Origin of the sequence: Blautia sp. MSJ-19 (assembly GCF_018918125.1) — a bacterium.
GTDB lineage: Bacteria > Bacillota > Clostridia > Lachnospirales > Lachnospiraceae > Blautia_A.
Map to the genome: position 1 here is coordinate 15,199 of NZ_JAHLQA010000007.1, position 14,436 is coordinate 29,634.

The window sequence follows — 14,436 nt, forward strand, 5'->3', positions numbered from 1 at the left end:
TTCACAGGAACAGAATTTCTGTGACGAGAAAGAAAAACACAAATCTCAGCCGGAGCATACCTTTCGACTGAGATTTGTGTTATATTGACTTATAACAGGAATTTTTGCAGAACTCAGATTTCTACGAGGATTCCTTTTTCTTTGTCATAACGGCAGTATTTGCCATTTTCGGAAATGAATGGCTGGTATGTATCGGTTCGTGTGTCTTTGACATAAACGATACCGGTTGCGATCATCTCAACGAGAGAGAAGCGTTTACTTAAACTGGAGATCCACGCATAGGTTTTCTCACTGTCAGAATCTGCAGCGATCAGGCTGTAACCACCCTCACAGGATTTCAGTGAGAAATAGATTTTTTCCGGTTTTATGGTTTCCTTAAAGACCTGGCTGGTAATATAAGAAGAGAAATTCTCTTTTACAAATTTCTGGAAGGTCTTTGTGGTATAAACTTCTCCGGATACTTCATCTGTGATTCTGTCACCACGTTCCAGACGGTTCTTGATCAGAGTCAGCACTTCGATCGTCCAGTTGATAAAGGAGATGCTGCTGTAGGTCATGCTTTCCTGTAGCTGGTCGATCAGTTTCTTTGTCAGGACGTTTGATTTCCCCGCTTCGTTAAAAAGTTCTTCGTTCATAGTGTTCCCTCCATATAAAAGTATGTGGTAATTGATAATTTTTATTATAAAATGTGGTTGTGCAAAAAGCAATGAAAAACAATTGAAATAGTATAAAAATTGTGTAAAATACACAGATGAAAAAGATCCGGTTGCGTAGAAAATGATTTCAGGGATTTGTCATATCTGTTCTGAGCTTGGTATATTATGTTGCCAAAGAAGAAGGAATCGGATACAATGGGAATATCTATGAAGAAAAATTTCGAGCAGCAGACAGAATATAGAATGTTGTGAATACTTCAGACAATCGGCAGGATGGATATGGGATGAAGAATACAGAGAAGAAAGAAACCTACTTTTTAAGAGGGGCGATGATGCTCTTCACAACAATACTGATCGCGTTGTTCTTTGTGATCATGGTCATGGTAGGCAGGATCCAGGGAACGGCTCGTGTCATTAATTATGCAGGACTGGTGCGCGGCGGTACGCAGCGTATGGTCAAGCTGGAGATTTCCGGGGAGCCGCAGGATAAGATGTATGAGACGATCTCGTCTTATATACAGGGGCTGCGTTATGGAAGTGACGAGCTGAACTTTGTGCGCCTTGCGGACAAGGATTTCCAGAGCAAGATGGATGAACTTGCACAGTATTTTGAGGAAGAACTCAGAAGAGAACTTCTCCTTGTCAGAGAAAATGGCTACGAAAACACCGATATTATTTCGAAGAGCGAGCATTTTTTCCAGATATGTGACGAAGCAGTTAGCTATGCAGAAGTGTATTCTCAGAAAAAAGCCACCGCGCTGGATCATCTCGAAAAGGTTGTTCTGGCTGATATTCTGGGTCTGATACTGATCATCGGAACGGAACTTGTCAAGGCAGTCCGCTTTGCCGCACAGAACAGGATCCTGCAGAAAAAAGTCTACCTCGATGAGGCGACCGGGCTTCCGAACAAGAATAAATGTGAGGAGATCCTTAATGATCCGGATCCGATCCCGGCAGATGAACTGGTTGCGATGTGCGTATTTGACCTGAACAATCTGCGAACGATCAACAATAATCTTGGCCATGACAAAGGTGATGAATACATTCGCTCTTTTGCAATACAGCTTCGTGAGGCTGTCCCGGAGGAGTTTTTTGCAGGGCGTGATGGCGGCGATGAATTTATTGCAGTTCTGAAAGGACTGGATCACGCGGGAGTGAGGGAAGTTTTGCAGAGTATTCGTAATCATGCGGCAGAATACTCACGCAAAAATCCGGAAATGCCGATCAGTTATGCGGCAGGGTATGCATTGTCCGGTGATTTTGAAGGCAGTACCATGAGAGAGCTGTTCCGTTTTGCTGATAAGAATATGTATATTGACAAGAACCGTGCAAAGATAGAAGAAGCAGCGGAAAAACAGAAGATGAATATTCGGCTTCTGGAAGAGATTACGGAACAGGGATTTCATTTTTCAGACTGTATCTACTGTGATGCATTGCTGGATCAGTATTATGTCCTGCGTGCAGGTTCACAATTTTTCCTTGCAGAAGATGGAAGCTATTCCGGGGCGGTAGAGCAGATCATTCAGGAACTGGGAATGGATGCTAACCGGAAGAATATGAGAAATGAACTGCAGATTTCTTATCTCGCAGAGCATCTTAAGGAAAAAGGGCAGAAAACAGAACTTCCATACCAGTACGAAAAAGATAACCGGCTTCACCGCGGCAGGATGACGGCACTTTTTACGAATAATACAGAAGATGGAAGACTTCATCATTTCATTCTTGGTTTTGAACCATTCCAGAACAAAAATGAAAATACGGCAGATGAGAAAGCGCGTCTGAACCGGTATTATGAGCAGTTGAAGCAGTCGATCGTTGAGAATGGGAACTATGCGGAAGCTCTCCTCCAGACGGCAGATGCGGTATATACGGTTGATCTGACGAATGATAGGCTGGAAAGTGTATACTACCATGAATCAGCTGTTGAATTTGACAATGATACACAGGCACCATGTTCTTATACGGATTACTGCCGTGAACGGAATCAGTATGTGACAGAAGACACCCTTGAGAATTACAGGATCGTAGATTCTTCTTTCAAACTGCTGAAACGATTTGTGACCGGTTCCCGGCAGATTACCGTGGAATACTGTGAGAAGGGGCTGAAAGACCGGCTGATATGGCTGCAAAAGACAGTTCTGATGTCCAGAGACACGGTATATGATGCAAATACGGATAAAGAAAGTTCTGTAGTCCATGGAATCATCCTGTTCAAAAACACATCAGATTTCCATGAGAAAGAGCAGCAGGAGAAAGAACGTCTGCAGATTGCTTTTCAGGAGGCAGACTCTGAAAACAAAGCCAAAACAGAATTTATGAATCGAATGAGTCATGATATCCGAACCCCGATCAATGGTATTATGGGAATGGTAGAGATCATTCGTCGAAACAGAGAGAATCAGGCAAGAGTTGATGACAGCCTGGAGAAGATCCAGCTTTCGACAAGACATCTGCTGGAACTTGTCAGCGATGTACTGGATATGAGTAAGCTGGAAGCAGGAATGTTTGAAATCAGTGAAAGTCCATTTGATATAAATGAGCTTATGGCGGAAGTAGCTGCACTGGTGGAGGCACAACTGGTGGAAACAGGCATTACACATCGCAAACACCGCAAAAATATCCGACATTCTGCACTGATCGGAAGCTCATTGCAGTTACGCCGAATTATGCTCAATCTTCTGAGTAATGCGATTAAATACAATAAGCCAAATGGCTGCATTGACACTTATGCAGAAGAACTTTCCAGTGTGGATTCGGTTGTATGGTATGAATTCAAAATCGCAGATACCGGAATCGGAATGAGCGAAGAATTCATAAAGGAGCAGCTGTTTAAACCATTCACACAGGAAAAAAATGACGCGAGAACATCATACAGGGGAACCGGGCTCGGGATGTCTATTGTCAGGGCACTGGTTGAGAAGATTGGTGGTTCCATTCAGGTCGAGAGTGAGCTGGACGAAGGAACAACATTTACTTTCAGGCTTCCATTCAGAGTGGATGAGACAGTTCATACTGAAACAACAGAATCAGCAGAATTTGAAAAAAAGACGCTTTCAGATAAGAAAATCCTTCTGGTCGAAGATAACGAGATCAATATGGAGATTGCAGAATTTTATCTGACAGATCTCGGCGCATCCGTAGACAAGGCCTGGAATGGAAAAGAAGCTGTGGAGAAATTTGAAGATTCCGCACCGGGAAGCTATGATGTGATTCTTATGGATCTGATGATGCCGGTGATGGGTGGACGCGAAGCGGCACGCCGCATTCGTGCACTGGCACGGGAAGATGCCGCGACAATTCCGATTTATGCCATGACGGCTCAGGTTTCCTCTGAAAGTGTAAGAAAATGCCTGGCGGCCGGAATGAATGGTCATATTGCCAAGCCGATCGATGAGAAAAAACTCCTTGAAAAACTCTTGACCTGAACCTTACTTCAGGGCTTATAATTAAAAATAAATCGTATGTAATTTTTTAAGATATATTAAGGAGGGCAAAACCATGTGCGAGACATGCAGCGCAAAAAAAGTACCGGGAACAGATGGAGATAAGTATATTCCATTCAGCGAGCGTACAGGAGAAACTTCTACCGTATATTTTACAAGAGATCTTTCTGCGGCAGGTTTACAGAAGATATATGATAAGATCCAGGAAAATCTGAAAGGAAAGACCGCAATCAAGCTTCATACAGGAGAAAAGCATGGACCGAATATCATTCCGCGTCCATGGGTACAGAACCTGATTGAAAAAGATATGCCGGATGCAACAATCGTAGAGACAAATACTTATTACGAAGGTGACCGCTATACAACAGAGCAGCACAGAGAAACACTCAAAGTCAATGGCTGGACATTCTGTCCGGTAGATATCATGGACGAAGAAGGAACGGTTGATCTTCCGGTCAAAGACGGAAAATGGTTTGACCATATGACTATGGGAAGCCATATCACAGATTATGATTCCATGCTGGTTCTGACACATTTCAAAGGACATACCATGGGCGGCTTCGGCGGCTCCAATAAAAATATCGGTATTGGCTGTGCAGACGGACGTATCGGTAAAGGAATGATCCATACTGTAGAAGGCTCTTCAAATATGTGGAGCATCGCAGAGGAAGAACTGATGGAGCGTATCACAGAATCTTCCAAGGCAACCGTAGATCATTTCGGCAAACAGATCGCATACATCAACTGCCTGAGAAATATGTCTGTTTCCTGTGACTGCGAAGGGGTGGGAGCAGAACCGGTTGTTACACCAAATATCGGTATCCTTGCATCCGCAGACATTCTGGCAATCGACCAGGCATCTGTAGACCTTGTGTTTGCACTTGGTGAAGAGGATCGTAAGGCTCTGGTAGAGAGAATCACAACACGTCATGGTCTCCGACAGCTGTCTTATATGAAAGAAATGGGAATGGGAAATGACCGTTACCATCTGATCGACATTGATAACGGAGATGTTGAAATTTCACTTGAGGATGCAGTTAAAGATGTTGTTCCGTTCGAAGGTTAAATAATATTCGGAGTAACAGATTAAATAATAAACAAGATAGAACTGGCTCTGCAGATTTGTTGTATGAGCCAGTTCTTTTACATTTTAAGCTTAGTTTTTTTTGTTTGGCAGAAATGAGTAGATTTATATGAGGGATTCTATTATAATGAAAAATATATCAATCTGCGTGAGAATGTTTTGACTTATTCAGAAATTTACGAAAATGATGAGAAGAAAGATATGCAAACAAAGAACGATGTAAAGAATCTGAGAATAAAGGTAGTGTTTGTTTTCTGCCTTGCTTTTTTTATTACACTGACCTGCATGTACATGGTCAATCAGAATCAGGAAAAAAGAGAAAAACTTAAGGCAACTTATACAGCAGAAACGACTGTTGGAAAGATAGAGGCTCAGCTGACCAAATATCTTTCCGAGTCAGAATTTATGAAAAAGATCATAGAGGAACAGTATGAGATTTCAGATGAGGAATTTTCGGAAATCTCCCGTCTGATGCAGGATGAGAATCATGTGATCTCAGCTCATGAACTTGCAAAAGATGGAAGTGTTTCACAGGTATATCCACTTGCAGGAAATGAGGAAGCGATTGGCCTGGATATGCTGCAGGATTCTGAACGAAAAGCTGCAGCAAATCTTGCAAAAGACAGTGGAGAGTACACGATTGCAGGGCCTTTCAATCTGGTTCAGGGAGGTGTCGGGGCACTTCTTTTTGACCCAATCTATACAAAAGATGAATCCGGACAAAAACAATTCTGGGGATTTTCTATCCTGGTCCTTGACTGGAACAACTTTATTGAAGAGACAGAGTTGAGTAAACTTGAAAATGTCGGCTATCATTATCAGATCTGGAAGAAAGATCTGGATACCGGAAAGAAATTAATTATTGCAGAGTGCGACAATCGGAAACTGAGCAATTCACTGGAGGTTGCGTGCGCGGTACCGAATGACACCTGGTATTTTGAAATTGTCCCGGGGAATGGATGGATCAGTAAGACACAGAAAATTTTTATGATATTGATTTCGCTGGCAATTGCACTTCTGTTTGCAGAAGGGTATCTGCAGTATCAGATGAGACGATACAGAGAACGGATTCATGAAGAAGAGCTTAAGAAAGCAGCAGAGGAAGCCAGAAGTGCCAGTGAGGCAAAATCACGTTTCCTGTTTAATATGAGTCATGATATCCGCACACCAATGAATGCAATCATAGGTTTTTCAGATCTTCTGGAAAAATACATTGATGAAAAAGAAAAAGTTCTGGAATATCTGCAGAAAATAAAAGCGTCCAGTTCATTCCTGCTTTCTCTGATCAATTATGTTCTGGAAATGGCACGGATTGAAAGTGGTGAGGCAACTCTGAAACTGGAAGTAGGATGTTTCAGCGAGCTGCTGGAGTCTTTGCAGGCAGTGTTTGAACCAGAAGTCAAAAAGAAAAATCTTTCTTATACATGCGTGATGAATGCAGAGCATCCGTATGTGATCTGTGACAAAACAAAGGTCAGAGAAATCCTTTTGAATATCATCAGCAACTCAATCAAATATACACCGGAAGGTGGAAGTGTACTGGTGGATATTTCAGAGTTTCATTATTCAAAAGAGGGGCATACCTTTTTTAAGATTGTAATTCAGGACAACGGAATTGGAATGAGTGAGGAATATCTGCCGCATATTTTTGAGGAGTTTACCCGTGAACGTACCAGTACAGAGAGTCGGGTGGTCGGAACAGGACTTGGTCTTCCGATCGTCAAAGCTCTGGTAGATCTTATGGGCGGCACGATCAACGTGGAGAGTAAACTGGGTGAGGGAACAAAGACTACAATTGTGTTATCCTTTCCGAGTGCATCCGAGGAGCAGATCAGAGAGGCGGAAGGGGTATGGCCTGAACAGATTGAACGTGATCTGCGTGGAAAAAGGATTTTGCTTGCAGAGGATAATGAGCTGAATGCAGAGATTGCGATGGAACTTCTCGGAGAAAGCGGTCTTGAGACAGAACACGTAATAGACGGTGTTAAATGCGTAGAAACCCTGAAGGCAAAACCGGAGGACTACTATGATCTGATCCTGATGGATATTCAGATGCCGCACATGGACGGCTACGAGGCAACTAAAGCAATCCGCGCCCTTGACGACCCGAGAAGCCGCATTCCGATCATCGCCATGACCGCTAACGCTTTCGAAGAAGACCGCCAGAGAGCTTTCGAAGCAGGTATGGACGGACACATTGCCAAACCGATCGATGTGAAGATCCTTTTTTCAACGCTGGCACAAGTGTTGGGGGAAGAGTAGTTTCAGAAACAATAAGTTACCACCTGACAATTGTTGGGTGGTATTTTTGTGCTTTACAAATGCTGAAAGAGAAGGTATGATTCTTTTATAAAATAATTAATAAAAGAGGTCTGCAAAAATGGCTGGAACAGATAAAAAAACCATCACAAGATCCAGAATTTTGAATTATGTGATCAACAATCAGGTGACATCCAAGGTAGAAGTGTCCAAAAATCTGAACTTGAGCATGCCCACAGTTCTTTCAAATGTAAACGATCTGATCGCAAAAGGAATCATTATAGAAACCGGAGAATATGAATCTACTGGTGGACGCAAGGCAAAAAGCATAGGAATCAATCCATCCTATCGATATTCTGTGGGGATTGTGATCACAGCGAATCATGTGGGAATGGTACTTGTAAACCTGAAATATGAAATTGTGAAATTCAGGCGTGTCCGTATGAAGTTTTCACCGGATGCATCCTACTGTCAGGAACTTTCTGTACTGACATCAGAATTTCTGAAGGACACAGAGTATCAGGATCGGATTCTTGGAATTGGTATTTCGATTCCGGGAATCATCAGTCAGAAAGATCATCTGCTCATAAAATCACATGCATTGCAGCTGGAAAATTACAGCCTGAGTTTTCTGGAACAGGCATTTGATCTTCCGGTTTATTTCGAAAACGATGCGAATGCGGCAATGATGGCAGAGGATATAAATAGATATAGAAATGCAATCTATCTGTCACTGAACAATACGTTGGGGGGAGCATTTTGTATTGACGGAAAGCTGTTTCAGGGAGAGAATCAGAAAGCTGGAGAATTCGGACATATGATTCTGGTCCCGGGAGGGCGTAAATGCTATTGTGGCAAGAAAGGGTGTGCGGATGCCTACTGTGCAGCAAGTGCACTTACAGATGAGACTAATTCTCTGGAAACGTTTATGGAACAGTTAAAATCCGGCGACGAAGCAGCAGAAGAAAAATGGAGTGAATATCTGGATATGCTGGCGGTTCTGATCTCAAATCTGCGTATGGCATACGATATGGATATCATTCTTGGTGGAGAAGTTGGTGGATATCTGGCAGAATATATGCTTCCACTGGGGGAAAAAGTGATGGAATACAATGGCTTCGACCATGATATCCGGTATCTCAGAAACTGCTCCTACAAGAGAGAAGCATCCGCAGTAGGTGCTACGAAACATTTTTTACAGGATTTTATCAAAAATATAGAATAGAAGCTGAGAACTTTTATTTTCAGAAATCTCTGAACAAGGTCTGTCAAAAGGCAGATGCTGCTCAGAGATTTTTTTGTTATGGGATGTTGCACAGTGTATCTATGAAACCTGCACAAAAACTGATTTCTAATATTGTGCAATAGAGAGAAGTGATAAGAACACTCTTGACAAAACAGAGTTCCTGAATAATAATGTAATTACTTTAATAAAACATTTAATAAAAGATAATACATAACAAAACAAGGAGGAAACGATTATGTTACAGCAGGTAATGACAAAACCAGGAGAAATTATTTTCAGAGAGGTTCCGGTTCCGGAAGTAAAGGATGATCAGGTTCTTGTAAAGATCATGAATATCGGAATCTGTGGATCTGATATCCATGTATATCATGGCAAACATCCTTTTACGAAATATCCGGTTACACAGGGACATGAAGTTTCCGGAGAAATCGTAGAACTTGGAGCTAATGTAACAGGATTCCATAAAGGACAGAAGATCACCATTGAACCACAGGTATATTGTGGACACTGCTATCCATGCCGCCATGGAAAATATAATCTCTGCGAGGAACTGAAGGTTATGGGATTCCAGACAACCGGAACGGCATCCGAATACTTCGCAGTAGATGCATCCAAGGTAACACCACTTCCAGAGGAAATGTCCTATGAGGAAGGCGCAATGATCGAGCCGCTGGCCGTTGCAGTTCACGGAGTAAAGCAGATGGGCGATGTGAAAGGCATGAATATTGCAGTTCTTGGAGCTGGTCCGATCGGAAATCTGGTAGCACAGGCTGCTAAAGGAATGGGAGCTGCAAAAGTCATGATCACAGATGTCAGTGACCTTCGTCTCAAAAAAGCAGAGGAATGTGGAATTGATGTCTGCGTCAATACAAAGAACAAAGATTTTGGAGAAGCAATGGTAGAAGCTTTTGGACCGGATAAAGCAGATGTGATCTATGACTGTGCAGGAAACAATATCACAATGGGACAGGCAATCAAATATGCAAGAAAGGGCAGCGTGATCGTACTGGTTGCAGTTTTTGCAGGAATGGCAGAGATCGATCTGGCTGTAGCAAATGATCATGAGCTGGATATCAAGAGTACCATGATGTATCGTCATGATGATTATGTAGATGGCATTAATCTTGTAAATGAAGGTAAAGTTCATTTGAGACCTCTGATTTCCAAAACATTTGCATTCAAGGATTATCTGGAAGCATATCACTACATTGATGACAACCGTGAAACAACAATGAAAGTCATTATCAACGTACAGGAAAAATAAAGCGAAGGAAGCAGGAGAAGCCATGGGAAAAGAATTTAAAGATGGAAAAGTGCCGCTGATCAGCAAGATCGCGTATGGATTTGGAGATGTAGGTTGCAATTTCAGCTGGATGTTTGTGAGTAATTTTCTGATGATCTTTTATACGGATGTTTTTGGAATCAGCATGACGGCAGTTTCAGCACTGATGCTTTTTTCAAGATTCTGGGATGCGATCAATGATCCAATCGTCGGAGGACTGACTGATAAGACCAAGACGAGATGGGGCAGATATCGTCCGTGGCTACTGGTTGCAGCACCGGTTACAGCAATCCTTCTGATGCTGACTTTCTGGGCACATCCGGACTGGTCAGACAAAGCAAAAATTATATATATGGTTGTCACTTACTGTCTGTTGGTTCTGGGATACACCTGTGTAAATATTCCATATGGAACTCTCTGTGGAGCAATGACACAGGACATTGATGAGCGTGCCAAGATCAACACATCCCGTTCTGTAGCGGCAATGATCGCAATTGGAATCATCAATATCATCACTGTTCCGTTGATCAGTAAACTCGGAAGCCACAGCGCAAAAAATGGCTATCTGTTTGTAGCAATCATTTATGGATGTATTTTTGCAGCATGTCATTTCTTCTGTTTTGCAAAGACAAAGGAAGCTGTGACAACACCGGAAAAAGAAAAAATCTCCATCAAAATTCAGTTAAAAGCGGTTATGCAGAACCGACCATACATACTTGCACTGATCGGACAGGTACTTTTTGGATTTACTCTTTATGGAAGAAATGCAGATGTCCTGTATTACTTTACTTACGTGGAGGGAAATGCATCTTATTATACAACATATTCCATGTGCATCATTATTCCGTCGATCATTGGAGCGGCATGTTTCCAGCCTGTATTCCGCAAACTTGACAATAAAGGAAGAACTGCATCCGTTTTTGCACTGCTTACCGGTATTTCCATGTTGAGCATGTATTTCTTCAATGTAAAAGAAAGTGCGGTTATTTTCTATGCGCTGGCAGGAGTGACACAGTTCTTCTTCTCCGGATTTAACACCGCAATTTATGCGATCATACCGGACTGTGTGGAATATGGAGAGTGGAAAACAGGTCTTCGAAACGATGGATTCCAGTATGCATTTGTCTCACTGGGAAATAAGATCGGAATGGCGATCGGAACTGCGATGCTTGCAATGCTTCTTGGTAAATATGGTTATGTTGCGAATCAGACACAGAATTCTGCTGTCATCAGTATCATGAAACACTCATTTTCAACAATTCCTGGAATTCTCTGGATCGTGACGGCAATTGTACTGTTCTTCTATCGTTTAAACAAAAAACGCTACAATGAAATTGTAGAGGATCTTAAGAATGGAAAAAGAGGACAGTGTTAAAACAAAAATTTTTGACTTTCTTTTACGAAAATAGTATCATTTACCCGAATTGGGAATGAAGTTCTCCCATGGGAAACCTAAACTGCTTATACAGAGCTGATGACTTCTACGATTATTCAGTCGCAGAAGTTGTCAGCTTTTTTGCGTCTGAAGGAAAATAAAAGGAGGAAATTTTTTATGCTTATGTCACTGGCACTTATCATCATTCTTCTCAAAGCCGGACTGTCGCTGAATCTGGAAGACCTTAAGAAAGTAGGGCATCCGGCGGTCGTGGTTCCGCGAATGGTAAGACTGATAGAAACAAAATATGGTACAGGCAAAACAATCCCGCAGATGATCCTGTCCGCAGCAGTCATGGCGATCATCATCACCGCCCCGCTTGGTGCGTTTGGCATGGATATGTTGAATAACTTCTGGAGAAAGACTAGGATATAAATGAAAAGCTACGTGCAGTTTACAAAAAGATTGGGTATAACTGAATCTTTTTGGACAGAATTGGTCGATGAGGAGCAGAAATAAATCTGTGACAATGCATTTTTGTGTTAAGCTTAATATGAGAGAACTATATGTGAGAGATTTGGGGAAAATAAATTTACATTATTTTTAACGAGGTAAAGAAATGAAAATCACATGTAAAAAAGGTCATAATGCACAGAAAATGCTGCGACTGGTTATGAATCTGATAGAAAAAAAGAGTCTGGAATACCCGTTTCTGGATGATGACATGGAAATCGAGATCACACTGAGAGACAAAGACGGACAGATTTTTCCAGAGGATGAGCAGATTTACTGTTTTGGAGAAGAAGAGCTGGAGACAGTGAAGATGATGGAAGAGGATGCGTCTTTTTATTATGAACACGATGCACTTACAAAATTGTTCAACCGTGGAAAATATGACCGTGATATCAATCATTTTAAGGTAATTGGATACCAGCGACTGACTTGTGTCTATATAGATGCGGTGGGACTTCACGAAATCAATAATCATCTGGGACATAAGGTTGGAGATGAAATGCTGTGCTGTATCGCAGATGGAATACGCAAATTATTTCCAAACAGTCTTGCTTACAGGATTGGCGGCGATGAATTTGTAATATTAAGTCCTGGTCATGGAGTTGATGAAGTCAGAGAAGTGGCGGCTGTTTTGAAGAGAAAAATCAAGAAACAGGACTATGAGATTTCTCTTGGAATCGGGGAGAGTACAGACAAGGATACCCTGATCAATACGATCAATGAAGCGGAAAACGCCATGCGTGCGGATAAAGAGGCATTTTATCGTCAAAATGGTGCTGAGAGACAGATGCGTACACTGAATCATAAGCTGGAAAGGATTCTGCTTGAGAAACAGGACGCCAGTCAGTTCCTGAACGTGATCGCACCAAAATACAAGGGTGTTTATATGGTCAATCCGAGGGATGACAGTTGCCGTTACATTTATATCCCAAAGTATTTCCGCCGAATGCTGGAAGAAAATGACGGGCACTTTGTTGTGTCGATCAAAGAGTACTGCAGGAAGATGATTCGTCCGGAATATCATGAACAGTTTGATGAGTTATGTGATTATCAGTCGATTCTTCAGAGACTGAAACAAGGCGAGACCATCAATATGACCTATCAGAAACTGGATGGTAACTGGGTCAATCTGAAGATTACGATTTACGACCAGAATGATATAGACAATGATGAAATGCAGTGGATTTTTGTGGATGCAAACTGAGAATTGCAGAATTGAAAGAATCCCTGGCAGGAACAGGATATCGTGAGAAGTAGCCTGATGGTACAATGAAGTATCATCGGGCTTTCTTTTTGCCCGCAATACAATCATTGGAGAAAAAGGTGGATAAGAGGATGGAAAAGAAGCAGAATCTTACATTGCGTTACAGTCTCATGCATTTTACACACTGGGCAGCTTCTACTGGAGCGGTAAGCTTTGCAACGGCATATCTGATCGGAAGAGGGCTTGAACCGGCTGCTGCGGGCTTTTTGCTGGCACTATCGGGATTGCTTTCGTGCGTGACACAGCCCGTTCTGGCATCAGTGGCGGATAAAGCACAGAAATTTGTACTGGTAAAGATGCTTCTGGTGATGTCAGTGGTATCCTGCCTTGCATTGGGCATGCAGCTGTTTTCTGGAATTCCTGTTTATGTGGCAGGAATTATCTATATGGCAGGAATATGGAGTGCAGATGCAATGGTTTCCCTGCAGAATGCTCTGCAGGTAGCCTATGAAGATGCCGGCTATGTAATAAATTACGGTGTGGGTCGTGGAATCGGTGCGATCGCATCAGCAGTTTCAGCATTGGTTGCGGGCATTGTGATCGCACGGTATGGTGCTGTCTGGATGGTAGTTTTCCTTCTTGTGTTCAGAGGACTGAGTATGATGGTTCTTGCAGGCTTTCCTGTGATTCAGAAGAAAACTTCCGAACATGTATCAGAAAAGAAGCGTGGCAGCAGTTCGGTCTTACATTTTTTCGCTCAGTACAAATGGTACTGTTTTTCACTGATTGCAGTATTGTTCCTCGGAATGTTTCATGCTATGACTGAAAATTATCTTTTTGCGATTATGGGAAGACTGGGTGGAGACAGCAGTCATGCCGGCGTTGCTGTTTTTATTGCATGTATCGTAGCATTTCCGGTAATTTTCTGTTACAGTGCGATTCGAAAACATATCTGTGATATTCAGGTCATGAAGATCGCGGCAGTGTCTTTTCTGATTAAGTCCGTGATTTTTTATGTTGCACCGAATATTACATCAATTTACTTTATACAATTGCTGCAGATTACATCGTATGCACTGCTTGCTCCGGCACAGGTGTATTATGCAAGGGCAAAAGTGCGGGACTGCGATATGGTTAAAGGGCAGGCGTTTATGACAGCTGCCTATGCGCTGGGATGTTCCTGTGGGAATTTTGCCGGTGGCTGTCTTCTTGATTTTGGTGTGGAGAGACTTTTGCAGGCCGGAATCGCTATGGCATCAGCAGGTACGCTGATCATGTTTGTGACCGCAGATCGAGTTGACAACAAAGACGACGGGAATCTATAATCAGAAAGACTGATAAAAGTATCAGAACAGGAAAGCTGCGGGATAGAGA

At 42.3% G+C, this 14,436-nt stretch carries 9 protein-coding genes, 1 pseudogene and 1 riboswitch; of the genes and pseudogenes, 9 read left to right on the forward strand and 1 reads right to left on the reverse strand.

Features of this window, described 5'->3' with window-relative positions; translation table 11 throughout:
• Nucleotides 1-113 precede the first annotated feature (113 nt).
• Nucleotides 114-635 carry a hypothetical protein gene (locus KQI91_RS03205; protein WP_216391440.1) on the reverse strand — a complete coding sequence of 174 codons (522 nt, stop codon included), beginning with the start codon at nucleotides 633-635 and terminating at the stop codon, nucleotides 114-116.
• A gap of 305 nt (nucleotides 636-940) precedes the next feature.
• Here KQI91_RS03205 and KQI91_RS03210 point away from each other — a divergent pair, with 305 nt between their 5' ends.
• The 9 genes and pseudogenes from KQI91_RS03210 (at nucleotide 941) to KQI91_RS03250 (ending at nucleotide 14,387) form a co-directional block, all read left to right on the forward strand.
• A complete protein-coding gene (locus tag KQI91_RS03210) occupies nucleotides 941-4,081 on the forward strand; it encodes an ATP-binding protein (RefSeq protein ID WP_216391441.1) in 3,141 nt (1,046 codons plus the stop codon).
• 73 nt (nucleotides 4,082-4,154) lie between these two features.
• Entirely contained in the window at nucleotides 4,155-5,165 is a 1,011-nt protein-coding gene (locus KQI91_RS03215; protein ID WP_216391442.1) for a DUF362 domain-containing protein, read from the forward strand.
• A 219-nt stretch (nucleotides 5,166-5,384) separates the two neighbouring features.
• On the forward strand, nucleotides 5,385-7,445 hold the full coding sequence (locus tag KQI91_RS03220) for an ATP-binding protein (RefSeq protein WP_216391443.1): 2,061 nt from the start codon (nucleotides 5,385-5,387) through the stop codon (nucleotides 7,443-7,445).
• A 118-nt stretch (nucleotides 7,446-7,563) separates the two neighbouring features.
• Nucleotides 7,564-8,667: an ROK family transcriptional regulator gene (locus tag KQI91_RS03225; RefSeq protein WP_216391444.1), complete on the forward strand. Its 1,104-nt coding sequence runs from the start codon at nucleotides 7,564-7,566 to the stop codon at nucleotides 8,665-8,667.
• 256 nt (nucleotides 8,668-8,923) lie between these two features.
• On the forward strand, nucleotides 8,924-9,952 hold the full coding sequence (locus KQI91_RS03230) for a zinc-dependent alcohol dehydrogenase (RefSeq protein ID WP_216391445.1): 1,029 nt from the start codon (nucleotides 8,924-8,926) through the stop codon (nucleotides 9,950-9,952).
• Nucleotides 9,953-9,974: 22 nt separating this feature from the next.
• Nucleotides 9,975-11,345 (forward strand): MFS transporter, encoded by a 1,371-nt coding sequence (locus tag KQI91_RS03235; protein ID WP_216391446.1) that lies wholly within the window; start codon nucleotides 9,975-9,977, stop codon nucleotides 11,343-11,345.
• A 42-nt stretch (nucleotides 11,346-11,387) separates the two neighbouring features.
• Nucleotides 11,388-11,461: riboswitch (Fluoride riboswitch) on the forward strand.
• Between the two features lie 64 nt (nucleotides 11,462-11,525).
• Nucleotides 11,526-11,696 (forward strand): annotated as a pseudogene (locus KQI91_RS16380) (cation:proton antiporter); the annotation flags it as partial.
• Between the two features lie 268 nt (nucleotides 11,697-11,964).
• Complete coding sequence (locus KQI91_RS03245; protein ID WP_216391447.1) at nucleotides 11,965-13,062, forward strand: GGDEF domain-containing protein; 1,098 nt, start codon at nucleotides 11,965-11,967, stop codon at nucleotides 13,060-13,062.
• A gap of 131 nt (nucleotides 13,063-13,193) precedes the next feature.
• Complete coding sequence (locus KQI91_RS03250) at nucleotides 13,194-14,387, forward strand: MFS transporter (protein WP_216391448.1); 1,194 nt, start codon at nucleotides 13,194-13,196, stop codon at nucleotides 14,385-14,387.
• Nucleotides 14,388-14,436 lie beyond the last annotated feature (49 nt).

What these genes read in the sequence shown, in the direction of transcription:
- KQI91_RS03205 (WP_216391440.1), bottom strand. Translation starts at nt 635, where the DNA reads ATGAACGAAGAACTTTTTAACGAAGCGGGGAAATCAAACGTCCTGACA.
- KQI91_RS03210 (WP_216391441.1), top strand. Translation starts at nt 941, where the DNA reads ATGAAGAATACAGAGAAGAAAGAAACCTACTTTTTAAGAGGGGCGATG.
- KQI91_RS03215 (WP_216391442.1), top strand. Translation starts at nt 4,155, where the DNA reads ATGTGCGAGACATGCAGCGCAAAAAAAGTACCGGGAACAGATGGAGAT.
- KQI91_RS03220 (WP_216391443.1), top strand. Translation starts at nt 5,385, where the DNA reads ATGCAAACAAAGAACGATGTAAAGAATCTGAGAATAAAGGTAGTGTTT.
- KQI91_RS03225 (WP_216391444.1), top strand. Translation starts at nt 7,564, where the DNA reads ATGGCTGGAACAGATAAAAAAACCATCACAAGATCCAGAATTTTGAAT.
- KQI91_RS03230 (WP_216391445.1), top strand. Translation starts at nt 8,924, where the DNA reads ATGTTACAGCAGGTAATGACAAAACCAGGAGAAATTATTTTCAGAGAG.
- KQI91_RS03235 (WP_216391446.1), top strand. Translation starts at nt 9,975, where the DNA reads ATGGGAAAAGAATTTAAAGATGGAAAAGTGCCGCTGATCAGCAAGATC.
- KQI91_RS03245 (WP_216391447.1), top strand. Translation starts at nt 11,965, where the DNA reads ATGAAAATCACATGTAAAAAAGGTCATAATGCACAGAAAATGCTGCGA.
- KQI91_RS03250 (WP_216391448.1), top strand. Translation starts at nt 13,194, where the DNA reads ATGGAAAAGAAGCAGAATCTTACATTGCGTTACAGTCTCATGCATTTT.